General features: G+C 54.9%; 27 protein-coding genes. 13 read left to right on the forward strand and 14 right to left on the reverse strand.

Going from position 1 to position 25468, the window contains the following annotated elements; all coding sequences use genetic code 11:
- Positions 1 to 34: 34 nt before the first annotated feature.
- Positions 35 to 718 (forward strand): GntR family transcriptional regulator, encoded by a 684-nt coding sequence (locus J7395_RS01875; protein ID WP_209220355.1) that lies wholly within the window; start codon positions 35 to 37, stop codon positions 716 to 718.
- A 200-nt stretch (positions 719 to 918) separates the two neighbouring features.
- Positions 919 to 1614, forward strand: a complete 696-nt coding sequence (locus J7395_RS01880) for a nitroreductase family protein (RefSeq protein WP_209220356.1) — start codon at positions 919 to 921, stop codon at positions 1612 to 1614.
- 70 nt (positions 1615 to 1684) lie between these two features.
- On the opposite strand, the gene J7395_RS01885 is transcribed toward J7395_RS01880, so the two are convergent.
- From J7395_RS01885 to J7395_RS01895, 3 genes are all read right to left on the reverse strand, one after another.
- Positions 1685 to 2983, reverse strand: coding sequence for an ATP-binding protein (locus tag J7395_RS01885; protein WP_209220357.1), 1299 nt, complete (start codon positions 2981 to 2983; stop codon positions 1685 to 1687).
- Positions 2984 to 3070: 87 nt separating this feature from the next.
- Positions 3071 to 3799, reverse strand: a complete 729-nt coding sequence (locus J7395_RS01890) for a response regulator (RefSeq protein WP_209220358.1) — start codon at positions 3797 to 3799, stop codon at positions 3071 to 3073.
- Positions 3800 to 3956: 157 nt separating this feature from the next.
- Entirely contained in the window at positions 3957 to 4472 is a 516-nt protein-coding gene (locus J7395_RS01895; RefSeq protein WP_062948064.1) for a MarR family transcriptional regulator, read from the reverse strand.
- 113 nt (positions 4473 to 4585) lie between these two features.
- Here J7395_RS01895 and J7395_RS01900 point away from each other — a divergent pair, with 113 nt between their 5' ends.
- Both J7395_RS01900 and J7395_RS01905 read left to right on the forward strand, forming a co-directional pair.
- Entirely contained in the window at positions 4586 to 5482 is an 897-nt protein-coding gene (locus J7395_RS01900) for a branched-chain amino acid aminotransferase (RefSeq protein WP_114109659.1), read from the forward strand.
- 96 nt (positions 5483 to 5578) lie between these two features.
- A complete protein-coding gene (locus J7395_RS01905; protein ID WP_209220359.1) occupies positions 5579 to 6244 on the forward strand; it encodes a glutathione S-transferase in 666 nt (221 codons plus the stop codon).
- A gap of 80 nt (positions 6245 to 6324) precedes the next feature.
- On the opposite strand, the gene hemF is transcribed toward J7395_RS01905, so the two are convergent.
- Positions 6325 to 7200, reverse strand: a complete 876-nt coding sequence (hemF, locus tag J7395_RS01910; RefSeq protein WP_209220360.1) for an oxygen-dependent coproporphyrinogen oxidase — start codon at positions 7198 to 7200, stop codon at positions 6325 to 6327.
- Complete coding sequence (locus J7395_RS01915; protein WP_209220361.1) at positions 7200 to 7670, reverse strand: tRNA (cytidine(34)-2'-O)-methyltransferase; 471 nt, start codon at positions 7668 to 7670, stop codon at positions 7200 to 7202. The genes hemF and J7395_RS01915 overlap by 1 nt, the downstream gene beginning before the upstream one ends.
- 394 nt (positions 7671 to 8064) lie before the next feature.
- Between J7395_RS01915 and petA the strand changes: the two genes are divergently transcribed.
- Genes petA through J7395_RS01930 form a run of 3 tightly spaced genes read left to right on the forward strand, consistent with a single transcriptional unit; the run spans position 8065 to position 10665 of the window.
- Positions 8065 to 8616, forward strand: coding sequence for a ubiquinol-cytochrome c reductase iron-sulfur subunit (gene petA / locus J7395_RS01920; protein ID WP_209220362.1), 552 nt, complete (start codon positions 8065 to 8067; stop codon positions 8614 to 8616).
- Between the two features lie 8 nt (positions 8617 to 8624).
- Entirely contained in the window at positions 8625 to 9896 is a 1272-nt protein-coding gene (locus tag J7395_RS01925; protein ID WP_209220363.1) for a cytochrome b N-terminal domain-containing protein, read from the forward strand.
- A complete protein-coding gene (locus J7395_RS01930; RefSeq protein WP_209220364.1) occupies positions 9889 to 10665 on the forward strand; it encodes a cytochrome c1 in 777 nt (258 codons plus the stop codon). The genes J7395_RS01925 and J7395_RS01930 overlap by 8 nt, the downstream gene beginning before the upstream one ends.
- A gap of 73 nt (positions 10666 to 10738) precedes the next feature.
- Here J7395_RS01930 and J7395_RS01935 read toward each other — a convergent pair whose 3' ends face one another.
- Both J7395_RS01935 and J7395_RS01940 read right to left on the reverse strand, forming a co-directional pair.
- Entirely contained in the window at positions 10739 to 11551 is an 813-nt protein-coding gene (locus tag J7395_RS01935; RefSeq protein WP_209220365.1) for an ABC transporter substrate-binding protein, read from the reverse strand.
- Between the two features lie 59 nt (positions 11552 to 11610).
- The gene (locus tag J7395_RS01940; protein ID WP_247741922.1) at positions 11611 to 12432 is read right to left on the reverse strand and encodes a class I SAM-dependent methyltransferase; all 822 of its coding nucleotides are present in this window, start codon (positions 12430 to 12432) and stop codon (positions 11611 to 11613) included.
- A 155-nt stretch (positions 12433 to 12587) separates the two neighbouring features.
- Here J7395_RS01940 and gloB point away from each other — a divergent pair, with 155 nt between their 5' ends.
- Complete coding sequence (gene gloB / locus J7395_RS01945; RefSeq protein ID WP_209220366.1) at positions 12588 to 13358, forward strand: hydroxyacylglutathione hydrolase; 771 nt, start codon at positions 12588 to 12590, stop codon at positions 13356 to 13358.
- A gap of 102 nt (positions 13359 to 13460) precedes the next feature.
- Here gloB and J7395_RS01950 read toward each other — a convergent pair whose 3' ends face one another.
- Positions 13461 to 14885 (reverse strand): mannose-1-phosphate guanylyltransferase/mannose-6-phosphate isomerase, encoded by a 1425-nt coding sequence (locus J7395_RS01950; RefSeq protein ID WP_209220367.1) that lies wholly within the window; start codon positions 14883 to 14885, stop codon positions 13461 to 13463.
- 162 nt (positions 14886 to 15047) lie between these two features.
- The gene (locus tag J7395_RS01955) at positions 15048 to 16295 is read right to left on the reverse strand and encodes an ROK family transcriptional regulator (protein WP_097052038.1); all 1248 of its coding nucleotides are present in this window, start codon (positions 16293 to 16295) and stop codon (positions 15048 to 15050) included.
- Positions 16296 to 16525: 230 nt separating this feature from the next.
- Here J7395_RS01955 and J7395_RS01960 point away from each other — a divergent pair, with 230 nt between their 5' ends.
- From J7395_RS01960 to J7395_RS01975, 4 genes are all read left to right on the forward strand, one after another.
- Positions 16526 to 17554: a sugar ABC transporter substrate-binding protein gene (locus tag J7395_RS01960; protein WP_062948087.1), complete on the forward strand. Its 1029-nt coding sequence runs from the start codon at positions 16526 to 16528 to the stop codon at positions 17552 to 17554.
- Positions 17555 to 17743: 189 nt separating this feature from the next.
- Positions 17744 to 18826: an ABC transporter permease gene (locus tag J7395_RS01965; RefSeq protein ID WP_097052039.1), complete on the forward strand. Its 1083-nt coding sequence runs from the start codon at positions 17744 to 17746 to the stop codon at positions 18824 to 18826.
- Positions 18823 to 19611 carry an ATP-binding cassette domain-containing protein gene (locus J7395_RS01970; RefSeq protein ID WP_197467411.1) on the forward strand — a complete coding sequence of 263 codons (789 nt, stop codon included), beginning with the start codon at positions 18823 to 18825 and terminating at the stop codon, positions 19609 to 19611. Before J7395_RS01965 ends, J7395_RS01970 begins: the two co-directional genes overlap by 4 nt.
- Before the next feature lie 4 nt (positions 19612 to 19615).
- Positions 19616 to 20242, forward strand: coding sequence for a nucleoside triphosphate hydrolase (locus tag J7395_RS01975; RefSeq protein ID WP_209220368.1), 627 nt, complete (start codon positions 19616 to 19618; stop codon positions 20240 to 20242).
- 21 nt (positions 20243 to 20263) lie between these two features.
- On the opposite strand, the gene J7395_RS01980 is transcribed toward J7395_RS01975, so the two are convergent.
- Both J7395_RS01980 and J7395_RS01985 read right to left on the reverse strand, forming a co-directional pair.
- Positions 20264 to 21133: a class I SAM-dependent methyltransferase gene (locus J7395_RS01980; RefSeq protein ID WP_247741923.1), complete on the reverse strand. Its 870-nt coding sequence runs from the start codon at positions 21131 to 21133 to the stop codon at positions 20264 to 20266.
- Between the two features lie 15 nt (positions 21134 to 21148).
- A complete protein-coding gene (locus J7395_RS01985; RefSeq protein WP_209220369.1) occupies positions 21149 to 22018 on the reverse strand; it encodes a LysR family transcriptional regulator in 870 nt (289 codons plus the stop codon).
- Positions 22019 to 22141: 123 nt separating this feature from the next.
- Between J7395_RS01985 and J7395_RS01990 the strand changes: the two genes are divergently transcribed.
- Complete coding sequence (locus J7395_RS01990) at positions 22142 to 22735, forward strand: cysteine hydrolase family protein (RefSeq protein WP_209220370.1); 594 nt, start codon at positions 22142 to 22144, stop codon at positions 22733 to 22735.
- A gap of 68 nt (positions 22736 to 22803) precedes the next feature.
- Here the strand turns inward: J7395_RS01990 and phbB are convergent, their stop codons facing one another.
- The 3 genes from phbB to J7395_RS02005 form a co-directional block, all read right to left on the reverse strand.
- Complete coding sequence (phbB, locus tag J7395_RS01995; protein ID WP_062948099.1) at positions 22804 to 23526, reverse strand: acetoacetyl-CoA reductase; 723 nt, start codon at positions 23524 to 23526, stop codon at positions 22804 to 22806.
- 248 nt (positions 23527 to 23774) lie between these two features.
- Positions 23775 to 24947, reverse strand: coding sequence for an acetyl-CoA C-acetyltransferase (locus tag J7395_RS02000; protein ID WP_062960838.1), 1173 nt, complete (start codon positions 24945 to 24947; stop codon positions 23775 to 23777).
- 205 nt (positions 24948 to 25152) lie between these two features.
- Complete coding sequence (locus J7395_RS02005) at positions 25153 to 25449, reverse strand: Lrp/AsnC family transcriptional regulator (RefSeq protein ID WP_348541199.1); 297 nt, start codon at positions 25447 to 25449, stop codon at positions 25153 to 25155.
- Positions 25450 to 25468: the final 19 nt, after the last annotated feature.

Consider the following 25468-nt stretch of genomic DNA (forward strand, 5'->3'; position numbering starts at 1 on the left):
CCTGCAGCAATGATCCATCGCAATCCGGTGACAAATGACAGAAACCGACGCTTCCGCCAACGAGGCTCTGACCGTTCAGCACGTCTCCGATGCCATCACCAATGCAATTCGTGAAGGTCGCCTCGTACCTGGTCAACGCCTGACCGAAATCGACTTCGCAAAACGCCTTGGCGTCAGTCGTCCATCCGTTCGGGAAGCTTTTCGGCAACTGACCGCGGATGGACTTTTGCACAGTCAGCCCTATCGCGGGGTTAGTGTCCGTCACATGACGCGGCGCGAAGTGGACGATCTGTTTGTCGTGCGCGGCGCGCTTGAAGGTCTCGCCGTGCGGCTTGCAACCCCGATCCTGCAAGGCGATACGCTGCAATTACGATCCATTCAGGCCGAACTCGACAGTGCCGAGGCCCGTAATGACCTCGCGGCCATGTCGCGCCACAACCTTGCCTTCCATATGCTGTTTGCCGATGTCACCGGAAATGCGCTTCTGTCTGAACAACTCCGCCGCATTTCCAACAGCGTCTATTGGCTGCAATTCCGTGTTCTGGTCGCGGATGACAAGGTCCTGCAAACCAATCCCCAGCATCGCGATATTGTCGATGCCGTCCTTGCCGGTGACCCCGCCAAGGCCGAAGCCATCATGATCAATCATGTCGACCACTCGCGCCAACTGGTGCAATCGCTACCCGACACTCATTTTGCCGAAAGCCCGGAAGACTAACGGCCTTCCCAGCCCCCACCGATCACTCTTCAGACGATGAGCGAATAAAACATCGCCACTCACGCATCCGCTCATCCGAGCCGGATTAATTACCTGTTCCCGGACAGGGAATGGATGACAAAGCACATGAGACTTGCATCGCTGAACTCTCCCTATTACGATTGTCTGACAATTTAAACAAACAAATATCAGAGAGCACCATGACAGCCCGCCCCACGCCGACCGCCGATTTTTTACCGATCCCGTTGCCGGATTATCAGGAACGCCCGATTGAAGAGATGCGCCGCGGGGCCCAGGCGTTTTATGATGACATCCGCACACGCCACACCGTGCGCGATTTTTCGGACCGGCCAGTGCCACGTGACATCATCGAAACCTGTATTCGTGCGGCGGGTACAGCCCCCAATGGGGCCAATCATCAGCCGTGGCATTTTTCCGTCATTGGCGATCCGGCGATGAAAAAGAAAATCCGCACCGCCGCCGAAGAAGAAGAACGCGCCTTTTACGCCGGACGCGCCGGCGAGGAATGGATTGAAGCCTTGCGCCCGCTGGGCACGGATGACAGCAAACCGTTTCTGGAAATCGCCCCATGGCTGATTTGCATTTTCGGCGAACGCAAAAGTGCGTCGGCCGACGGGAAGTTTCGCAAAAACTATTACGTGCCGGAATCCGTTTCCATTGCCACCGGCTTTCTGATTGCCGCCCTGCATCGCGCAGGACTTGCAACATTAACGCACACTCCGAACCCGATGAGCTTCCTGACCGAGATATGCCAACGCCCGGACCACAACAAACCCTATATTCTTCTGGTCACTGGATATCCGGCAGCGAATGCAACGATCCCGAAACATGCGACCGAGAAAAAGGACCTCTCGGAAATCGCGACCTTCTTCTAAGGTTTGGCAGCTTTCCAAACAAAAGCCCCGCAATATGTGCGGGGCTTTTTCATTTGGCAGAACCAGATATTTAATGCCCGATCGGCAGAACAAGACGCACGCGAAGTCCGCCGCCCGGCGCATCTTCAAGAAAGACATCGCCGCCATGACCGCGCGCTGAGTCGCGCGCGATTGTCATGCCAAGACCTACACCACCCGTCGCCTGATTGCGGGATTCCTCAAGACGATAGAACGGTTTGAAGACGTCTTCGCGTTTGTCGACCGGGATACCCGGACCATCATCGTCAAACACGATTTCATAATCCTGCCCGCGACGTCCGGCACGTACCGACAGATTGTTCGCATAACGACCGGCATTGGACATGATATTGGCGAGGCAGCGCCGCACGGATTGCGGACGCAGATCCATTTCCAGACTATCGGCAATATGCAGATCAATCTGCTGGCCATCCCGAAGGGATTCGCCAACCTGATCGGTAATCAGCTTGCCGATATCGGTCGGCACGGCCTTCTCGCCCTCTTCACCGCGTGCAAAGGCAAGATAGGCATCGACCATGCGTTCCATGTCGACAACATCCTGCTTAAGCGCGTCAACACCGGGCAGCGACCCCTGCATCGCCAGTTCCAGCTTCATGCGCGTTAGTGGCGTGCGCAGATCATGCGACACCCCGGCCAGCAAGGCAGTTCGTTGCGACAAATGACGTGCAATACGGTCGCGCATCGAAATGAAGGACGATGCTGCCAATCGCACCTCGGCCGCCCCTTCGGGCTTAAAGGTATCGACTTCAACCCCACGACCAAACTGGTCGGCAGCCTTGGCAAGACGGCGGATCGGACGAACCTGGTTGCGCATGAACATCACGGCAACGCCGTACAGGATCAGTGCCGAACCGGCGATCCACATAAAGAATATATAAGTGGTCGAGGAATAAAGACGCTTGCGCGGTGCAACCACCGAAAGGACCCCGTCCTTCAACTGCACCCGGATTTCCAGTTTGCGGTCATCGACATCAAGATCGAAGAAGAACGGACGCTGCAAGCGTTCATTCAGGGCGTTGAACAATTCCTGGGAGACAAGCCCGAAGGGCGGCTGGGTGATTTGCCGTTCAAGGATTTCATCTGGTTCAAACAGGATATCAAGCTGCAAGCGCGTACGTGCGGAATGCTGCAGCCATTCGAAATGATCCGCATCCGGATATTCGCCAAGATAGTCGATAACGAAAACAATATCACCGGCAAGGCCCCGGCTCAGCTGGCGCGCAACCGTGTCCCAATGCCGCTCAAAGAAAATCAGCACGGTGACGATCTGCAACAGCAGCATCGGCGTCATCAGGATCAACAGCGACCGCCCCAGAAGACCTGACGGCATCAGCGATTTGATCCATCCTGTTTTTCCGCTGCCCAATACCCTAATCCTTATCCGTGTTCGTCGCGCCGACGGTTCGACGCTCTGTCTTTAATCCACATACAGCACATAGCCCCGTCCGCGTACAGTCTGCAAGTATCTTGGTTGTTTTGGGTCTTCCTCAAACTTGCGACGAAGGCGCGTCACCTGCACATCAATACTGCGCGATGCCCCCGGATCAACGGCGTTGCCCCCCATCATCTCATGAAGGTCTTCGCGGGTTGTCGCTTCGCCGCGCCGACGAACAAGGGCCGCGAGAAGCGCCTGCTCCGCACTTGTCAGATAGATATGTTCCGATCCGCGCTGCAAGGTCATCCGGCTGACATCAAAGGTAAAGCCACCAAACTGCGCCGTGGTCGATGCCTCACCACGCATCTCGTCGGTGACCGATACCGGCGCTTCGGCATAACGCCGTAAAATGGCTTCGATCCGTAGCACAAGCTCACGCGGCTCAAACGGCTTGGCAAGGTAGTCATCGGCCCCCGCCTCAAGCCCGGAAATGCGGTCTTCGGTTTCCGAAAGTGCCGTCAGCAGAAGGATTGGCACCTTGGACCCTTCGTCCCGTAGACTGCGCGCAAGATCAACCCCTTTTTCACCGGGCATCAGAACATCCAGCACCAGAAGGTCAAACTGCAACCCGGCAAGGCTCGACCTTGCTTCGGCGGCATTTCGCGCCGCCGAGACGACAAAACCGTTTTCGCCAAGATAGCGGGTCAACAGATCACGCAGACGATCATCATCATCGACCACAAGAATATGCGGCTGATCCTGATTTGTCATACGCGGCTCTCCCGAAAGCTGAACATTTGAAACGCTTTATCCTATGCGAGTTAGGCAAAAAAAAGTTTCAAAATTGTATCTGTCCAAAAGACAGCGGATCAGGCCATCATCCTGATCCGCTTGATGTCGCGCGACTGAAATCAAGACCGGCTTTACGCTAGCTGGCGCGGCGGCGCATACCGGGCGGGCTGTCGTCGGTGAAACGGGCACGGTCTGGTTCTTCAAGCATGCCCAGCATCACCTTGCGGAACCCTTCAACCGCCTCGGCCCCGGCTTCACGATAGGCGGCCGCAATCAGGCCGCGCTGGTTTTCGGTCAGTTCACGTTCCAGCGCATCACCCTTTTCCGTCAGGGTCAAAAGCCGCTGGCGGCGATCCTGCACACCGGTTTTCTGATCAATAAATCCTTCGCGCACGAGCTGGCCCAAAACACGCGACAGGGACTGCTTGGTGATTTTTAGAATCGACAGAAGCTCGCTTACCGTAATGCCGGGGTTCCGACTGACGAAATAGATGACCCGGTGATGGGCGCGACCGAAATTATATTGCTCAAGAATCTGATCTGCCACTGCCGTGAAATCGCGATAGGCATAGAACAGCAGTTCAATACCTTGCCTAAGCTCTTCTTCCCGCAGAAAAAGCGGGTTTACCTTGCGTGTTGAGATATCAGCCATGCTTTTCCGTTATGTCAGTTATATTGACATATTAATCGATGAATGTTACTCCGGCCAGACAATTAAGGACATAAAGTTACGTCCAAGTGCCCTTTTGAATTGGAATCTGGCAAATGATCACTCCGACCTTCGACAACCGTGATGGTTTTATCTGGTATAATGGCGAACTTAAACCCTGGCGTGAAAGCACCCTCCATGTGCTGAGCCATGCGGTCCATTATGGCAGTGCCGTCTTCGAAGGGGAACGGGCTTATAACGGTAAAGTGTTCAAACTTGCCGAACATGGTCAGCGTCTGATCAAATCGGGCGAGCTTCTTGATATGAAAGTGCCTTATAGCGCGGCCGAACTTGATGATGCGGTCATTGAAACGCTTGCGGCCAACAATATCACCGATGGCTATATCCGCCGCATTGCATGGCGCGGCAGTGAAATGATGGGCGTATCGGCACAGACCACGCGCATCAATGTCGCGATTGCCACATGGGAATGGCCAAGCTATTTCAAACCGGAAGAACGCCTGAAAGGCATTCGTCTGGCACTTTCGAAATGGGCCCGTCCGGCCCCGAATACCGCGCCGACTTCGGCAAAGGCTGCCGGTCTTTACATGATCTGCACCCTGTCGAAACACGAAGCGGAACGTAACGGTTTTGCCGATGCGCTGATGCTTGATTACCGTGGCCAGATTGCCGAGGCGACCGGGGCGAACGTGTTCTTTGTCAAGGATGGCAAAATCCATACGCCAACCCCGGATTGCTTCTTGGATGGCATCACGCGCCGTACCGTGATCGGGCTTGCCAAAGCCCGCGGTTTCGAGGTGATCGAGCGCGCGATAATGCCGGAAGAAATGGCAGAATTCGAGGAATGCTTCCTGACCGGAACGGCTGCAGAGGTCACCCCGGTAGCCTCCATCGCCGATTACACCTTTACCCCGGCGCATGTTTGCAAGACGCTGATGGAAGACTATATGGCTCTGGTACGCGGTGAAAAAAACGCGGTTGCCGCTGAGTAGTAAAATTCAATAATCGACCAGATTATTCACTTTTAATGAAAAATAGCCCGGCACCCGTTTGCCGGGCTATTTTTTGATTTCAGGACAAAACGCATCATGACGGCACGGTTTTCACAAAAGTCTGATGATATACAAAACACCGATCATACCCTGCTCTATCAGACCCATTCCCCGTTTGCGCGCAAGGCATTGGTCTTTGCGCTCGAATGCGGACTGGGCGACCGGATCGAGGTGATCCATCAGGAAACCAGCCCGACCAATCGCAATGATCGGGTTTTTGCAGCCAACCCGCTCGGCAAGGTGCCGGTTCTGATCCTGCCTGACGGCATGGCATTGTTTGATTCGGATGTGATCTGCGAGTATCTCGACAGCCTGCATACCGGCCGGAAACTGATCCCCGCTAAGGGAGCGGAACGCTGGAAAGCCCTGCGTTTGCAAGCATTAGCGCAGGGTATGTGCGATGCCGGCGTGCTGTATCGCTGGGAAACCAATCGCCGCCCTGAAAATCTGCGTTACCCGCCGTTGGCAGAAGGGCAGAAAACCAAACTGATCGAAGCCTTCGATTATCTCGAAAACGAACTTGATCCCAAAGAGCCGATCAATGGCGGCCATATTGCGCTGGCGACCGGGCTCGACTGGATCGCATTTCGCGAACTGGCCGATTTCAGAACCAGCCGCCCAAGACTGAGCCAATGGTATGAGGATTTCTGTGACCGGCCATCAATGACGCAAACCGGCTTTAGCGGCCAGACTCACGACTAGCCCGCAACCTGAAATCCGACACAGATATGCAAAGGCCGCCCGGATACCAGGCGGCCCTTGCTATTCCTCATACAATTTATTTACGGCCAGTTGGCTTCAGGCGGCAGCGACATCAGGATCGCCTCGGTATTGCCACCGGTCATCAGGCCAAAGCGCGTGCCGCGATCATGAAGCAGGTTAAACTCGACATAACGCCCGCGCTTGATCAATTGGGCACGGCGCTCATCGTCGGTCCATGGCTTGTTGTAATGGCGTTTGACCAGTTCGGGATAGATATCGCGAAAGGCACGGCCGACATCCTGCGTGAAGGCAAAATCCGCATCCCAGTCGGCCTCGAGATAATCATAGAAAATGCCGCCAACCCCGCGCGGTTCGTTCCGGTGCGGCAGGAAGAAATATTCATCGCACCATTTTTTGAACCGGTCGTAATAATCATCGCCATGCGCATCACAGGCGGCCTTCAAGGCACCGTGAAAATCGGCCGTGTCGGCATCCTGTGGGAAAACCGGGGTGAGGTCGGCCCCACCGCCAAACCATGCCTTGGTGGTCACGATATGGCGGGTATTCATGTGAACAGCCGGGACATGCGGCGAACAGGGATGGGCCACCAGTGAAATGCCCGCCGCCCAGAAATTCGGGTTTTCGGCCGCACCGGGGATTTCAGCGCGGAATTTTTCGGAAAATTCGCCATATACGGTCGAGATATTGACCCCGACCTTTTCAAACACACGGCCCTTCATGACCGACATTTCACCGCCGCCCTGACCTTCGCCGCGTTCCCAGCTTTTGCGTTCAAACCGCCCGGCAGGTTGATCGGCAAGCGGTCCGGTATAGCTGTCTTCGAGTGCCTCGAAACTGGCACAGATTTCATCGCGCAACTGGCGGAACCAGTTCCGCGCTGTTTCCTTGTGCTCTTCGATCTTTTGGGCGATCAGATCGTTATCAGTACTGGTCATCAGGCCTTCTCCGGAAAGCTGCTGGTTTGTCGAAGGGCCTCGCCCAATGTCATGGCGGTTGCCATAGCAACGTTAAGTGACCGCATTCCGGGTTTTAACGGAATAACGACGCGGGCATCGACATAATCATGCACCTGATCGGGCACGCCACTGCTTTCGGAGCCCAGCATCAGAATATCATCCGGTCGATAGTCAAAATCGCAATAGGGCACCGCCCCCTTGGTCGTCAGCAATACCAGACGCCCCGGAACGGTTCCATTATTACGCGCCTGCACAAAGCCGCGCCAATCGGCATGGCGTGTATAATCCGCCGCCCCCAGATAATCCATCCCCGCACGCTTGAGTGCCGCCGAGGTCAGAAGAAAACCACAGGGCTCGATAATATCAACGGGAACGCCAAGACATGCCGCCATGCGCAGGATTGTACCGGTGTTCTGGGGAATGTCGGGTTCGAACAGACAGATTCTCATAACGCCCTATAGACTCGTAATATTTTCGACCTGAAATCCGGGCGCAAAACCTTACAAAATTACGCCGATATATCGCCATTAGACTTATTTGGAATAAGACGAGACAAGGATATAACCACTTGGTTGTGAATACGCCAGCCTGTTAGAAAACGCTACGTTCGCTTCCATTGTGCAGCGCAAAACCAAATAGGCAAATCGAATGCGAACAATTTGCAACTCCAAGTTCCCCTTAACAAACCTCTTTTTTGTTAGTATACGAACCCGGTTTCAGGCCTGAAGGCTTTGGGGCAAAAGCATTGTTTGATTTCCGTCAATGGAAATTAAAGGTGTTTGCCCTAAGTGTGCAGTTGGGCATTCCGCATGCCTGTTTTGGGGGCAGAAAGAGGAATACATTATGTCGCAAACGGTGCAATCATCCGGGGAACATAACCCGGACGAGAACCGCAGGGATTTCCTGACCCTGGCGACCACGGCAGTCGGTGTTGTTGGCACCGGCATGGCGCTGTGGCCGTTCGTGGACAGCATGAACCCGTCCAAGGACGTTCTTGCGCTGGCCTCGGTCGAAGTTAACCTGTCAAATATTCCGGTCGGTCAGGCCATCAAGGTCATGTGGCGCGGTAAACCCGTATTCATCCGCCACCGTACCGAGCGTGAAATCAACGAGGCCGAAGAGGTCGCACTGAACGAGCTGGTCGATCCGCAGGCCGATGACGCGCGCGTCGAGAAAAAGGAATGGCTGATCGTTGTCGGTGTCTGTACCCATCTGGGCTGCATTCCGATGGGCACCGCCACAGGCGAGGCCCGCGGTGATTATGACGGCTGGTACTGTCCTTGCCACGGCTCGCACTATGATACGTCTGGCCGTATTCGCCGGGGTCCTGCGCCGAAGAACCTAGAGGTGCCGACCTACACCTTCCTCACCGACACATCCGTCCGGATCGGCTAAGGAGCTGTATGATGAGTGCACCCGTCTGGAATAACAAAGTGGTGAAATGGGTCGATGATCGTCTTCCGATCATTTCCATGCTGCACCATTCCGCATATGAATATCCGACCCCGAAGAACCTGTCCTATATGTGGAACTTTGGTTCCCTTGCCGGTTTTGTTCTGGTGACGATGATCCTCTCCGGGATTTTCCTGGTGATGAATTATACGCCGCATACGAGTATGGCGTTTGAATCGGTCGAACGCATCATGCGCGATGTGAATTATGGCTGGCTGATCCGCTATATCCACATGAACGGCGCGTCGATGTTCTTCATTGCCGTGTTTATCCATATTTTCCGCGGCCTGTATTACGGGTCATATAAAGCTCCGCGCGAAATGCTGTGGTGGATCGGTATCCTGATCCTTCTGGCGATGATGGCAACCGCCTTCATGGGCTATGTCCTGCCGTGGGGCCAGATGTCCTTCTGGGGTGCCACGGTTATTACCAACCTGTTCTCGGCCTTCCCGATCATCGGTGATCCGCTGGTGACCTGGCTGTGGGGCGGTTTCTCGGTCGATAACCCGACGCTGAACCGGTTCTTCTCGCTGCATTATCTGATGCCATTCGTCATTCTGGGCCTTGTCGTCCTGCATGTCTGGGCATTGCATTCCGTGCGGTCGAACAACCCGACCGGGGTTGAAATCAAAACCCCGCAGGACAGCATACCGTTCCATCCGTACTATACGATCAAGGACCTGTTCGGTCTGGGCGTGTTCCTGATCTTCTTTAGTGCGTTTGTGTTCTTTGCCCCGGATTTCCTTGGCCATCCGGATAACTACATCCCGGCCAATCCGCTGGTAACCCCGCCGCATATCGTGCCGGAATGGTACTTCCTGCCGTTCTACGCGATCCTGCGGTCAATCGATTTCACGATCTTTGGCATTCCGGCAAAGCTGCTAGGCGTGCTGGCAATGTTTGCGTCGATCGTGATCCTGTTCGTTATTCCGTGGCTTGACACCTCGAAGGTTCGCAGCTCGAAATTCCGTCCGGTTTACAAATGGTTCTTCTGGCTGTTTGTCATCGACACTTTCGTGCTCGGCTATTGCGGTGCAAAGGCACCCGATGATTACTTCATGGGGATCGAGGGCCTTAAGGTCATCGTCATGGGCCAGCTTTCAACGCTGTACTACTTTGTGCATTTCCTTGTGGTTATGCCGCTTGTGGGCAAACTGGAACGACCCAAACCGCTTCCGGCGAGTATCAGCGAATCCGTTCTCAAGGAGGGGGCAAATGCGTAAATTTGCACTTACCGCCCTGGCAGCCGCATTTGCCCTGACTGCCCTTGTCGGCACGGGCGCAAAAGCCGCCGGTGACGCGCCGGTTCCGCCGTCGCAGGACTGGAGCTGGGACGGGTTGTTTGGCACTTATGACCGTGCCCAGTTGCAGCGTGGCTTCCAGGTTTACAAAAACGTCTGCGCAGGCTGTCACAGCCTTCGCTTCATTGCGTTCCGTAACCTTCAGGGCATCGGCTTCAATGAAGACCAGATCAAGGCAATTGCAGCGGACTATGAAATAGAAGACGGCCCGAACGATGATGGTGACATGTTCACCCGTCCGGGCAAGCCGTCCGATTATTTCCCGTCGCCCTTTGCCAATGAAAAGGCTGCGGCTGCTTCAAACGGCGGGGCAATTCCGCCGGATCTGTCGCTGATGAACAAAGCCCGCGTAGCAGGCCCGGATTATGTTTTCGGTCTGCTGACCGGTTACGAGGAAGAAGCCCCCGAAGGCTTCGACCTTTCGGAAGGGAAGCATTACAACCACTACTTCCCGGGTCATCAGATTTCAATGGCACCGCCGCTTTATGACGAGGCTGTTGAATATACCGATGGCACGCCGATGACGATGGAACAGCATGCGCGTGATGTTGTTGCGTTCCTGAACTGGACAGCACAGCCGGAACTTGAAGCCCGCAAATCCATGGGCCTGAAAGTTATCCTGTTCCTGATCGTTCTGACCGCGATGCTGTATGCGGTGAAACGCAAAATCTGGCGTGATGTCGAACATTAAGCGTTCGAGTATCTGCTAAGACGTTAAAAGCCGCCGGTTCCCCCGGCGGCTTTTTTGTGTAGAGGCAGCAGACTTAATACGCGAAATATTCCGTGACCAGCCGGTCGATTTCGCCGCTTTGCTTCATATCAAGCAATACACGGTCAAGATCATTGGCGAACTTATCGCGATAGGGCCATTTGCCATCGGGATCCGGGCCGAATGCGACATAGCCGAATTCGCGCGCGATGATCGCGACCTCGTTGAATTTGCGCGCTATGTCCGGGTCCGTGCGCAATTCACGCAGGCCCGCCAGGATGGCCATCCGTTCATTGACATAACAATCCACCCGCCCGGCCATCAGAAAGCGCAGGTTGCTTTCGGTGGTGTTGCCTTCTTCAAGTTCGATATCGCCCTTCTCGACCATATCAAAAAAGGGGGCTCCGGCCATGCGGTAGCCAGCATTATTGGCAAATCTGGCACCTTTGAAATCGCGCGGGAAATGATCGAGCCGATGGCTTCGGACATAGTCGCCATTACAGATCGCAACCACCGTTTCCTGAAGGATCGGCACGGAATAGCGTTCAATCCAGTCGCGGCTTTCACGATAATAGGGCGGGAAATATCCGAATATCTGCCCGGATTGCAACAAATCCATACCCCGTTTAAACGGCATGGCGGCAAAGCTTACATGGTAGTCGGGCAGTTTGCGGAATGCCTCGCGCAGGATGCGGACATAAATTCCGGCGGGCTGAACGCCATCTTCGAGATAGGCGTAGGGGATATTGTTTTCCTCGCCAAACAGTTCGATCCGTATCGGTTCCTTCGCCGATGCAGTACCACACAATAACAGCGATATCAGCGCAGCCCGAAGCCACGTTGCCCTTTTGCCAATCCCGTTATGCATTTTTTCTTGTTTTCCCAGCAAACGCCAAGACTGTTATTTCGCGATTGCAGCAACAAAGGTCAATCCCCGGAAGCGGCGCAATCTGATTTCCCGGCTGGATCATCGGCGCGTTTTTCGCATGTCAGCAGCTTGCCCTGATGGCTTTGATTGCCATCGGCCGGGCGCAGGGGTGGCACGGAAACCGGGATATGCACAAGGCGGCGCTTTCGCGCCGGAGTGCCGGTGCTGGCGTAAAGCTGTTTGCCGGCTTCGACAATAGAGACACCCGCAAATGCCTTGAACAGACGCGATCCAACATTTTCAAATACCTGCGACCAGCGCAGCAGAAACCGTCGCTGGGTCGGGGGCAGGAACAATGCACGGCTGTGCTGCACGGGCAGGAACATATTTTCGCGCATCAGGTTTTGAAGCTGCGACACGCTATAGGGATGACCAAAGCCAAAGGGTGTATTTTCCGACCAGGACCAAAGCGAGCTTCGGTTCGGTGTTACCACCACGATCCGGCCATTGGGGGTTAAAATCCGCCAGCATTCGCGCATAAGACGGCGCATGGAATCGGAATGTTCAACCAGATGCACCAGCAGGATGCGGTCGACCGAGCTGTCAGGCAGCGGCAGCATGGTTTCTTCGGTCAGGGCAACATGGTTGGGATCATCGGCCGGCCAGTGCACGCATCCCTGCTGGGCAGGCATAAAAGCCAGTACGCTTTCCGCCTCGCCCATGAAGGGGCGCAGATAGGGCGTGGCATAACCAAAACCGAGCACGCGCATGCCGCGCACATCCGACCACATGACGCGCAAACGGCGCCGAATCAGACGGCGGGCGGCCTGCCCGAGGCTTCCGGCATAAAAGCGGTGAAGATCAACAACATCCTGACGCATGAAAATAGCCTAGCATCGAGTGATACGGGCGGGAACTTATTTACGTACCCGTAGCCTCATAGAAGCGTAAAAACTTTGCATGATGCGTGATTGTTTTAAGAAGCCGCAACCTGTTAGGCTAGCCGCAAACAGCATTCACAGATGTGAGGTCGGCCATGTCCGCAGGCGACGTTTTTGTCATTCCGTGTCTTTCCGATAACTACACCTATCTGGTGCGCTGCCATGAAACCGGCACAACGGCGATTGTCGATCCCGGCGAAGCAGGCCCGGTGATCAGCGCGCTTGAAGATCGCGGCTGGTCGCTTGATATCGTGATCAATACCCACCATCACAATGATCATATCGGCGGCAATGGCGAGCTGATCACCAAATACGATGCAAAGCTTATTGGCCCCAGGGCAGAAACGGCACGCATTCCCGGCATGGATCAGAAAGTTGCCGAGGGTGATACGGTTATGATCGGTAAGCTTTCCGGGCAGGTGTTTGACGTGCCGGGCCATACCAGCGGCCATATCGCATTTTATTTCCCTGCGGTATCGGCCCTGTTTTCAGGCGACAGTTTATTTGCGCTGGGCTGCGGACGGTTGTTTGAAGGAACGCCTGATCAGATGTGGCAATCGCTGCAAAAGTTTCGCGATTTACCGGGCGAGACGCTGATCTATTGCGGGCATGAATATACCCAGTCCAATGCCCGGTTTGCCGCAACGATTGAAACTGGCAATGTCGCGCTTAAGGCGCGCTGTGCGGAGATTGACGATCTGCGCGCACGCGGTATCCCGACCATTCCATCACGTCTGGACAAGGAACTGGCGACCAACCCGTTCCTGCGCGCCGATCATGCATCGGTCGCCAGCGACCTTGGCATGGAAAGCGCGACTGCCACCGAAATCTTTGCCGAAATCCGCGGGCGGAAGGATCGCTTTTAAAGCAATCCACTCAATACTCACACTTGAGGTCGCAAAAGGAAATTGCCGCCAAGGCAATTTCCCATTACTGCGACCCTATAACAGAAAGCAGCTCAGCGAGGCTTATTCAGGAATACGGCCGTAAACGTCATCAAGACGTTCAATATCATCCTCGCCAAGATAACTTCCGGATTGAACTTCGATAAGCTCCAGCGGAATTTTCCCAGGGTTTTCCATCCGGTGCACTGCACCAACCGGGATATAGGTTGACTGATTTTCGCCAAGCAAGAACTTCTTGTCGTCACAAGTAACCAATGCACTCCCTTTGACCACGATCCAGTGCTCGGCGCGATGGTGGTGCCGTTGCAGCGAGAGCTGGGCCCCGGGTTTTACGGTGATCCTTTTGACCTGATAGCGATCACTGTGATCGATGCTGTCATAATCACCCCATGGGCGTGCAACCCGACGATGTTCAATGGCCTGTCCCTGATTTTGCGCAACCAGTTCACCCACAATATTCTTGATCCCTTCAACATCAGCGGAAGAACTGACCAACAAGGCATCAGGCGTATCGATGACAATTAGGTCCTTTGTACCCAATGTGACGATCAGTCGACGTTCTGTCCCGTGAACAACCGTGTTTTCCGAGCTGAACATGCGAACGTTTTCTTCAACGCCCAGAACACAGTTCCCATCGGCCAACTTTGTGCCCAGACCTGACATGGCATTCCAGCTACCAACATCGCTCCACACGCCTTGGAACGGCGCAACAAGAACATTGTCAGCGCGCTCCATCACCGCATAGTCGATGCTCTTTGGCACCGCGTCTGCAAATTTGTCCCCCGGGCGCAGAAAATTGCCATCCCGTTTCGCAGTTTCTATTGCTTCACTGCATGCTTCAAAAGTCGTGGGTTCAAACTGCGCAAGTGCATCACTCAATACATCCGCACGGACAAGGAATATCCCTGCGTTCCAGAGATGCTTTCCGGACGAAAGGAACTCCATTGCGGTTTCAAGATCAGGTTTTTCAAGAAACTTCGCAGATTTCCGAATTCCGGGTCCGGCTTCCTCTCCTGTTTCGATGTAACCGTACGCCGTGCTTGGTGACGTAGGCTGCACACCGAAAGTAACGATGTTGCCATTCTTTGCATAATCCGCAGCAGCAGTTACCATTTTGCGGAAAAGTTGATCATCAGGAATGAAATGATCTGCCGGACAGAAAAGTAAAATCTTTTCCGGATTTTCCAGCCGGGCATGGCAAGCAGCAAGCGCCATTGCAGGAGCCGTGTCTTTTGCAATCGGCTCAAGAATCTGGGTCAGTCTTAACCTAGCTTTTTCAGCCGCTTCTTCGACAAAGAAACGATGTTCTTCACTCGACAATGCCAAAATCTCGCCAAATGGTGAAAGCCTCTCGAAGGTGAGTTCAAGCAAGGATTTACCATGATAGACAGGAATGAATTGTTTGGGAAACCCCTTGCGTGACAGGGGCCACAAACGCGTCCCGGAACCACCACAAAGCACAACAGGTGTTATTTCTTGTATATTCATTTCAAAGGTCATTCCCAGACACTATCAAGCCAAAATCAATACTCCGTTATAGTTGTAAACAGCCCGCCGTTCCAAGAGGTTAAAACTGTAGCCGACCAATAAATCGCCTCGACAATCAAATATCCAACGACTTCAGAGTGATGCAACTATTCAGCTATCTGATCAGGCCATCTGTTTGAACAGGACGTTCTGATCAAGCAGATAGCGGGAAAACAATGGCAGGCTGGCCGCCCCGATGGCGCGGGCGGCACTGCCGACGACACCCTGTTCGATATGCGGAGTGGCGATGCCCTGCAGGTCGAGTTTCAGCGTTGCCTTGCGTGTGGCATCGACGATTTTGGCGCAGACATCGGTGGGGAAACCGCCATCAACAATAACGGCTTCGAAATCAATCACAGAGCAGACCGAGGTAATGGCAATTGCAAGGCCGCGCGCGGTGTGATCAATCCAGAGATCAAGGGTTGCGCCAAGCTGATGCCAGTAATCGGGGTCCTTCCACAACAAGGCGGGATCGCGTCCTTCGCGGGTCAGCATTTCTTCGAGCACGAAGATGGATGCCTGATCGATCAACTGGCTGGGATGGCCGGAACGCGAGGGCACGGGCATGGAACCAAAAGCCCCGGCATTGCCGGTTTTACCGGCATAAAGCGCCTGATTAAGCACCACACCACCGCCGATGAACGAACCGATAAAGAAATAGGCAAAGTCGGAATAATTCGGCCCCGCCCCAAAGACCAGTTCCGCCCCGCAGGCCGCCGTTGCATCGTTCTGCTGAAAGACCGGAAACGGTACGATTTCGCCAATGGTATCGATCAGATCGACTTCGCGCCAGGCGCTCATATCTTCGGGTGGTGCGCCGACTTCTTCGACCCAGTTCCATAATTCAAACGGCGCGGCAATGCCGATCCCGGCGATGCGTTGGCGCTGGGCAGTGGATAGCCCGCCGGACAATTGTTCGACCGAGGCGCGGACGAATTTGCGGATGCCATCGGGGGTCGGGTATTTATAGGCTTCGTTCAGGCTGGCCCGCACCGTGCCGACAAAATCCATCAGGATCAGTTCGGCACTGCGTCGTCCGATTTTAAGGCCGAAGGAAAAAACACCATCCGGGTTAAGCGCCATCGGGATCGATGGTTTGCCAACCTTGCCGCGCACCGGATCACCACGTTTAAGCAGGCCATCCTTTTCAAGGGCACGCATGATCACGGAGACGGTTTGGGCGGACAGGCCGGAAAGACGGGCGATATCGGCCTTGGACAATCCGACATTGCGGCGGACCAGCGACAGCACCAGCCGTTCATTATAGGCGCGCACGCGCAACTGGTTCGCACCCCCGCCCGGATGAAGCGGACGCGCTCCCTGCCCCTCATCCCCGGTGATATCCGGGTTGGTATTCAGTGAAGCTGTCATTGGTATCCGTTGTCCTCCCACTCGGGTCCTTTATTGCCCGATTGCTAATAAGAGTGACAGGATTAATTAATAAATCAATCGGATTTATTAATTGACAGCTTCACGCATTTGGTGTGTCGTAGGCAACAGACAGGCGCAAAAGACGTGCGTAACGATACGTTCCACCTGTCGCAAAATGAACAAATCCGGCCAAAATGGCCGAACATCAGGTTATTCCTGGGAGGAAACAGATGAAGAAGACTCTTGTTGGCGCCACCCTTGGGGCGCTTGCGCTTGGCTTTACCGTTGCACCCAACGGGGCCAAAGCCGATGAAATCGGTGCCTGCCTTATCACCAAAACCGACATCAACCCGTTCTTCGTGAAAATGAAAGAAGGCGCACAGGCGGCATCTGTTGCCAATGGTGTCAACCTTTCGACTTTTGCCGGTAAAATCGATGGCGACCATGAAACCCAGGTGCAGGCGATTGAATCCTGCATTGCATCGGGTGCGAAGGGCATCCTTCTGACCGCATCGGACACCAAGGCGATTGTACCGGTTGTCAAAAAGGCGCGCGATGCCGGGTTGCTGGTGATTGCCCTTGATACACCGCTTGAACCGATTGACTCGGCCGATGCAACCTTTGCCACCGATAACTTCAAGGCGGGTGAACTGATCGGTCAGTGGGCCGCGGCCAAACTTGGCGATGAGGCCTCGGATGCGAAAATCGCGTTTCTTGACCTGACGCCAAGTGCACCATCGGTTGATGTCCTGCGCGATCAGGGCTTCATGAAAGGGTTCGGGATCGACATCAAGGATCCGAACAAAATCGGTGATGAAGATGATCCCCGTATTGTCGGCCATGACATCACCAACGGTAACGAGGAAGGCGGCCGCAAGGCGATGGAAAACCTGTTGCAGCAGGATTCCGAAATCAATGTCGTCTATACCATCAACGAACCGGCCGCTGCCGGTGCCTATGAGGCGCTGAAATCGTTTGGCATGGAAGAAGGCGTTCTGATCGTGTCGGTCGATGGTGGTTGCCCGGGCGTTTTGAACGTCAAGGATGGCGTGATTGGCGCGACATCGCAGCAATATCCGCTTGATATGGCCTACAAGGGGATCGAGGCGATCAAATCCTGGGCCGAAAGCGGTGAAAAACCGGCCAATTCCGAAGGTCTTAACTTCTATGATACCGGGGTTAACCTTGTAACCGGTGATCCGGCAGAAGGCGTTCCGTCGATTGATATCGAGGAAGGCATGAAACGCTGCTGGGGCTAATTCCCAACGCAACGTTCCGATATTCGAGGAGGGCGGTCATAAACGCCGCCCTCTTGTCCCACAAAAAGGTTACACTTGGTCAGCCCCCTACCCGATGCAAACCGGTCATCAGAACCGGCGGGGGCATGTGATGAGCCGTTGCGCATGCCTTTTCGCAACCGATATTCACGACCAGGCCGGGAGGAAGCGATGAGCGAAACTGCTCGCACATCTCGTACAAAACAGGAATACGAACAGACGCTTGACGCCAGCGACAAGGCGGTTGCGCAGTTCGAACATAAAAGCCGGAACTTTCTGGATGCCACGCAGCATTTCCTGCATGGCAATCCGACAATGGTGCCGGTGATTGTCCTTGTCATTTCGATTATCATTTTTGGGGCGCTGGCGGGATCGAAGTTCTTTTCGCCGTTCAACCTGTCGCTGATTGTGCAGCAGGTTTCGATCATCGGCATTCTGGCCGCGGCCCAAAGCCTTGTGATCCTGACTGCCGGGATTGATCTTTCGGTCGGTGCGATCATGGTGCTGATGTCGGTCATTATGGGGCAGCTTGCGATTACGCTTGGCGTTCCGGCACCGCTTGCTATCCTGATCGGGTTTGTCGGCGGGATTCTGGCCGGGATGCTGAACGGGTTTCTGGTCACCCGGATCAAGTTGCCGCCGTTTATCGTGACGCTGGGCACGTGGAATATTTTCTTTGCGCTGAACCTTTGGCTTTCGGGCGCGCAGTCGATCCGCAGCCAGACCTTGGACGAAATCGCACCGCTTTTGAAATTCTTTGGCGAAAGCATCGCGATTGGCGGGGCACGGATCACCTATGGCTCGGTCCTGATGCTGGTGATTTTTGCGGTCCTTTGGTACATCCTGAACCATACAAGCTGGGGCCGGCATGTTTATGCCATCGGCGATGACAAGGAAGCCGCCGAGCTTTCTGGCATTCGCACCAACCGCACGCTTATCATGGTTTATGGCCTTGCAGGGCTTGTCTGCGGCATTGGGGCGTGGGCATCGATCGGGCGCGTTGGCTCGGTATCGCCGCAAAGTTTTCAGGAAGCAAACCTGCAGTCGATTACCGCAGTTGTGATTGGCGGCATTTCGCTGTTTGGCGGACGCGGTTCGATCATTGGCCCGTTGATCGGGGCATTGATCGTTGGCGTGTTCAATTCCGGGCTGCGGCTTGTCGGCGTTGATGTTCTTTGGCAGGTGTTTGCGATTGGCTGGCTGACAATTATTGCCGTTGCCATCGACCAGTGGATCAGAAAGGTATCGTCATGAGCATGGACAAAAAGCCGGTCTTGAGCGCACGCGGTATCGTTAAACGCTATGGCCGGGTGACCGCACTTGATCAGGCGGATTTTGACCTTTATCCCGGTGAAGTCCTTGCGGTGATCGGCGATAACGGTGCGGGGAAATCATCGCTGATCAAGGCTCTTTCAGGTGCGATCACGGTTGATGAAGGCACGATCGAGCTTGATGGCAAACCGGTGCGCTTTTCATCACCGATGGAAGCCCGCGAGGCAGGCATCGAGACGGTTTACCAGAACCTTGCGCTTTCGCCGGCCCTTTCGATTGCGGACAATATGTTCATGGGCCGCGAGCTTCGTAAACCGGGTTTCATGGGCAAGTATTTCGGCGCACTGGACCATAAGGGCATGCAGCGAATTGCGCGTGAAAAGCTTTCCGAGCTTGGCCTGATGACCATCCAGAACATCAATCAGGCGGTCGAAACGCTTTCGGGCGGGCAGCGCCAGGGGGTTGCGGTTGCCCGTGCGGCGGCCTTTGGATCGCGCGTCGTGATCATGGATGAACCGACCGCGGCATTGGGCGTCAAGGAAAGCCGCCGGGTGCTGGAACTGATTGCCGATGTCAAATCGCGCGGCATGCCGATTGTGCTGATTTCACACAATATGCCGCATGTGTTCGAGGTGGCGGATCGAATTCATGTTCACCGTTTGGGTAAACGTCTGTGTACAATAAATCCCGATGATTACAGCATGTCGGACGCGGTCGCCTTCATGACCGGCGCCAAGGAACCACCCGAAATATCGGCGGCGGCATGACGGGATGATACCGGATATCGAGACCCTGACTGCGATGATCAGGGACAAACGTATTGGCGATCGACGCCTCCTTGTCGCGATCGCCGGGGCACCAGCCTCGGGCAAGTCAACCTTGTCCGAACGGCTTCATCACCATCTGGGGGGTGATGAGGCCGGGGCTGTTGTCGTGCCGATGGATGGGTATCATTTCGATGATGCCATCCTTTCCGCACGCGGCCTCCTCCCGCGCAAAGGGGCACCGGAAACCTTCGATACCAGCGGCTTCAAGCGCACCCTTGATGCCATTCGCGACGACATTGACGATGTTTATGTGCCGGTGTTTGACCGCAATCTGGAACTGTCACGCGGATCGGCGCGATGCGTTTCACGCGGCCATCGGATCGTGATTGTCGAAGGCAATTATCTGTTGCTCAACCAGTCGCCTTGGAACCAGTTGGCAGGCCTGTTCGACCTGACCCTGTTCATCGACATACCGCTTCCGGTTCTGGAAAGGCGTCTTGTGCAACGGTGGCTTGATCATGGCCATGACGAACCAGCAGCACGGCAAAAAGCATCGGATAATGACATCCCCAACGCGCATACCGTTCAGAAAAGCAGCATCCTGGCCGATATCACGATTACCGCGGCGTAATCATTGTTCCATCCATAAGAATTACCGCTCTTTTCGCAACACCAGCGTATAGCACATCGGGATCTGGGCTTTCCTGTCTTCATAGATATCAAATTCAGTTTCCCGATTTGAATGCGGATATTCGTTAAAACATTCCAGCTTTAATCCGGCTGCAATAGCCGCAGACACGATTTCGCCCATCGTGTAGGAAAACCACCATGAAACAGGTCCCTGCCCGCCATCAGATCCGTCATACGTTATGGTACCTTCATTTGCGTGTGGCCCACGGTCAAAATAAGACTGGGAGGGTGAAAACGGATCGGCAGAAGACGGGTCGAACATTTCAAGAAACGGGTGGGTTTCATAGATAACGAGCCCCCCATCCCGAGCCAGCAGCCCTGAGACAGCATCGAAGAAACGTTTCAGGTCCGGCATCCAGTTCAGAACGCCGATGGTAATCAAACCAAGGTCAAAATCGCCCGGTGTGTCTTGCGGTAACTCGTAAATGTCAGCACAGAGGAAATCACATTTCCGTCCCGACAGATGAGCCAGCTTCCGGGCTTGCGCGAGAAATGCATCGGATTGATCAATCCCAAGCACAGTTTTTGCGCCCATGGCCGACAAGGACAACACTTCGCGACCATTATTGCAGCACACCTGCACGACGCGTTTTCCCGCGACACCGACATCCGCCAGCGTTTCCCGCAAGGTTTCGTCGAATGTCGAAAAATCGGCTTTCGCAACCTCGGCCAAAAGTCTTTGCCAGGTTTCACCGACTTCATGCAACGGTGCGGAGGCATCCCATGCGGCACGGTTGGCCGATGTGTATTTTTTGTGCTCGTCCATGGCCCGCCCACCAATATCATAAGTTGTAACATTCCAATAATCACAACCAAGACAGCGGCCTGTCAAACGAACAATGCAGGATCACACGGATTTAATAGCCGGATTGCCAATCAGCACATCAGACACCCATTCGGCAACAACCCGCACGCGCGGCACATGGCGCATATCCTGATGGATCAGGAGCCAGATTTCGCGTCCCTCCGGATCGATATCGGGTTTGCGCGTAAGCCCCGGGATGCGATCGCCCAGGCATCGTGGCAGCAGGGCAAAGGCATTGGCCGAACATGCCATCGTCGCCATGATGGATCCGCGGTTGGATCGACTGATGGTGTGGCGATTGGGGAAATGGCGGTTGAGCCATATCTGTTCGGGCTTGTCGGCAAACGCATCGTCAAGATCGACCCACGGTGCAGTGGTCGGGTCATCCATCCCGGCCGGACCGTAAATACCGTATTCCATCACACCGATTTTCCGGATGTGAAATGCCCCGGTTTGTGGCCGGGCAAGACGCAGCGCTATATCGGTTTCGCGTTGCGGCAGGCTTAGATTGCGGTTGCCGCCAATCAGTTCGACGCAAAGGGACGGATGATTTGATGTCAGTTCCCCCAGACGCGGGGCGATGCAGTTTTCAAAAATCACATCCACCCCGGCAACGCGAACAACACCCGATATTTCCGGACGAGCCGCCTTTTCCGACAGAGTGCCATTTGCTTCGAGCAAGATACTGACTTCGGCCTCCATCGCCCTTGCGGTTTTCAGAAGGCTTTGCGCACGCAATGTCGGGCTCATCTGGCCATCCCGACGCAGCAGGACGGGAAAGCCGGTGACTTCTTCAAGGCGGGCAATGCGACGCGCGATTGTCGTCTGATTCACGCCGAGTTCGCGTGCGGCGGCACTCATGGTATTTGCGCGGCAAACGACCGCGAATGTTCGCAAGGCTTCCCAATCCATGGATCGTCACCCGGTTATGATTTCTGCGTATACGCAGATCATATCTGCAAATTGACGGATTTAAACTGCAAACATGCAGATGCATGATCGGGCTATCCAATTCACTTTGAAAGGACAGCCACCATGAGCGCACAATCCATCTTTGAAATTCTTGGCGTTGAACTGCCGACCGGATCGGTTCGTGATGCGGCATTGGTCGTGATCGATGCCCAGGAAGAATATCGCAGCGGGCGGTTGAAGCTATCAGAGCTTGAACCGGCACTGGACAATGTTGCCCGCCTGATCGCCCATTGGCGCGTACAGAACGGCACCCTGATCCATATCCAGCATCACGGACAGGGATTGTTTGATCCCGAAGGTCCGTATGCCGCGATCATGGACGAAGTTGCGCCCCATGAGGGCGAGGCGGTTCTGACAAAGAATGTGCCCAATGCCTTTGGCGGCACCAATCTGCGCGACCTGATTGATCAGGCCGGATTGAAACATGTGGTGCTGAGCGGTTTCATGACCCATGTCTGCGTGTCGACCACCGCACGTTCCGCCAACGAACAGGGATTGCAGGTTACCATCGCCGGGGATGCGGTCACCACACGTGACCTGCCTGCAACCACCGATCACGCTGCCATCCCGGCCGCAGAATTGCACCGCGCCGAACTGGCCATTCTGGCCGATGCATTTGCCAAGATTGTAACGACCGACGACGTTCTGAAAGCGTGATTGTAAACGCAAAACACCCCGCAGCAATCTGCGGGGTGTTTTGATGAGTTTGAACGCAAGCAATGCGATCAGAACATATGCTGTCCGCCATTCAGCGACAGGCAGGAACCGGTGATGAAGCCGGAATTCGGGCCGCACAGGAACAGGACGGCCTGTGCGATTTCCTCGGCCTCGCCCAGACGTCCGACCGGGATTTTCGCGATGATGCTTTCAAGAACCTTTTCGGGAACCGCAGCAACCATGTCGGTATTGATGTAACCCGGCGCGATGGTATTGACCGTAATACCTTTGCGCGCGACTTCCTGTGCCAATGCCTTGGTAAAGCCGTGCACCCCGGCCTTGGCCGCGGAATAGTTGGTCTGGCCAAGCTGACCGGCCTGACCATTGATCGAGGAGATATTGACCACCCGGCCAAAGCCGCGTTCACGCATGCCATCCAGAACCGGCTTGGTCATATAGAACAGCGAACTCAGGTTCGTTTCAATCACTGCCTGCCAATGATCGACGGACATCTTGTGCATGAAGCCATCACGGGTGATACCGGCATTATTGATCAGGAAATCGACAGGGCCGACTTCGGATTCGACCTGCCGGATGCCATCGGCACAGGCATCCGCGTCCGCGACACTCCATTTAAAGGTCGCAATGCCGGTTTCGTCGGTGAAGGCGCGCGCGGCTTCGTCATTGCCGGCATAGTTTGCCGCAACCGTATAGCCCGCTTCCTTAAGCGCCAGGCTGATTGCCCTGCCAATTCCGCGTGTACCACCGGTTACCAGTGCTGTTTTTGTCATGGTCGCCTCCCTAAACTTCAGTCATCGAATTCATGTATCGGTATCCCGTAGTTTGCCCTTCTACGACATGCGAAACTTTAGTCCACAAAACGAACTATAAACGTAACTTTATTTCTTCTCCATCATCCATGTCACGTGAAATGCGTGAACTTTGGTCGAATTTCATCTGCGTCCTCGGGTAAACAAACAGGGCAGCCCCCAAAGGAGGCCGCCCTGCACGTTTCATCCAATCAGATGGTTCGAAGCGATCAGCGTTCGACGCACAGTGCGACCCCCATGCCGCCGCCAATGCACAATGTCGCAAGGCCTTTTTTGGCATCGCGTTTCTGCATTTCGTAAAGCAGGGTGGTAAAGACACGTGCGCCTGATGCGCCGATCGGATGGCCAAGGGCGATCGCCCCGCCATTGACATTGACCTTATCGGTATCCCAGCCCATGTCGCGGTTGACCGCAATTGCCTGTGCGGCAAAGGCTTCGTTGGCTTCGATCAGGTCAAGATCACCAACCGACCAGCCAGCCTTTTCAAGTGCCTTGCGCGATGCCGGGATCGGGCCGGAGCCCATGACGGCAGGATCAACACCGGCAGTCGCCCAGCTTTTGATCGTCGCAAGCGGCGTCAGGCCGCGTTTGGCGGCTTCATCGGCCGACATGACAATCAGGGCGGCGGCCCCATCATTGATGCCCGATGCGTTACCCGCGGTTACCGTGCCTTCCTTGTCAAACGCCGGGCGGAGCTTTGCCATGCCTTCGATAGAAGCACCGTGGCGCGGATATTCATCGGCATCGAAGATCACATCACCCTTGCGCGAGGAAAGGGTAACGGGGGCGATTTCATCATTGAAGCGACCGGATTTCTGGGCGGCTTCTGCCTTGTTCTGGGACGCGGTCGCGAAGGCATCCTGATCTTCGCGGGTGATCTGCCATTTATTGGCGATGTTTTCCGCGGTATTGCCCATGTGATAGCCGTTGAAAGCACACCACAGGCCATCCTTGATCATGCTGTCGATGAATTTGACATCGCCCATCTTGTGACCGGCGCGCAGATTGGCGACATGCGGTGACATGGACATGTTTTCCTGACCGCCGGCGACAACGATTTTGGCGTCACCCGCCATGATTTGCTGGGCGGCAAGGGCAACGGTGCGAAGGCCCGAACCACAAACCTGGTTGATGACAAAGGCGGTTGCGCTATCGGGGATACCCGCCGCGATGGCCGCTTGGCGTGCCGGGTTCTGTCCGGCCCCACCGGTCAGGACCTGACCGAAAATGACTTCGTTTACGGCATCCGCCTCGACACCGGAACGTTCCAGAGCCGCCTTGATGGCAACAGCGCCAAGCTCGTGTGCTGGGGTATTGGCCAGCGAACCGCTAAAAGCGCCGATCGGTGTGCGTGCTGCACCCACAATTACGACGTCTGTCATGAAACCCTCCGATTATATCTTGAATACGTTTTTCCCCGGACCCTGACGATCCTGCTGATCGGACCTGCAATCCACCTACGATCTTATCGCGACGCAACAAAAAGCCAAGCATTGATACGCACCACTTTCGGACAGTTTTGTTTCCGGGTGTATGGGCCGGGCAAATCCGCGCAGATCCGTTATCCTCATAGTTTGCCTGAAACGGCTATAACGCAACCCCGACTTCATCCTTTAATATCTCGGTCGCGATATAGGTGCGGTACCAGACGATGTTGTCGTCCGCGTCAAACAGGGTTTCGCAAAGGGCGGTATATTCCGCCATGTCGCGCATATGCAGGACCAGAACACCGGTGACCTCGCCGGTGACAAGGTAACATTGCCGAACGGCTTCAAGGGTGCGGACTTTTTTGATGAAGTCCTGCCGATAGCGGTTGCCATGGCGATGAAATTCCAGATTGATCACCGCAGTCAGTGGCCGCCCGACCAGCGCCGGATCAATCACGGCGACAGTTTTGCGAATA

Origin of the sequence: Thalassospira sp. A3_1 (genome assembly GCF_017744215.1) — a bacterium.
GTDB lineage: Bacteria > Pseudomonadota > Alphaproteobacteria > Rhodospirillales > Thalassospiraceae > Thalassospira > Thalassospira lucentensis_A.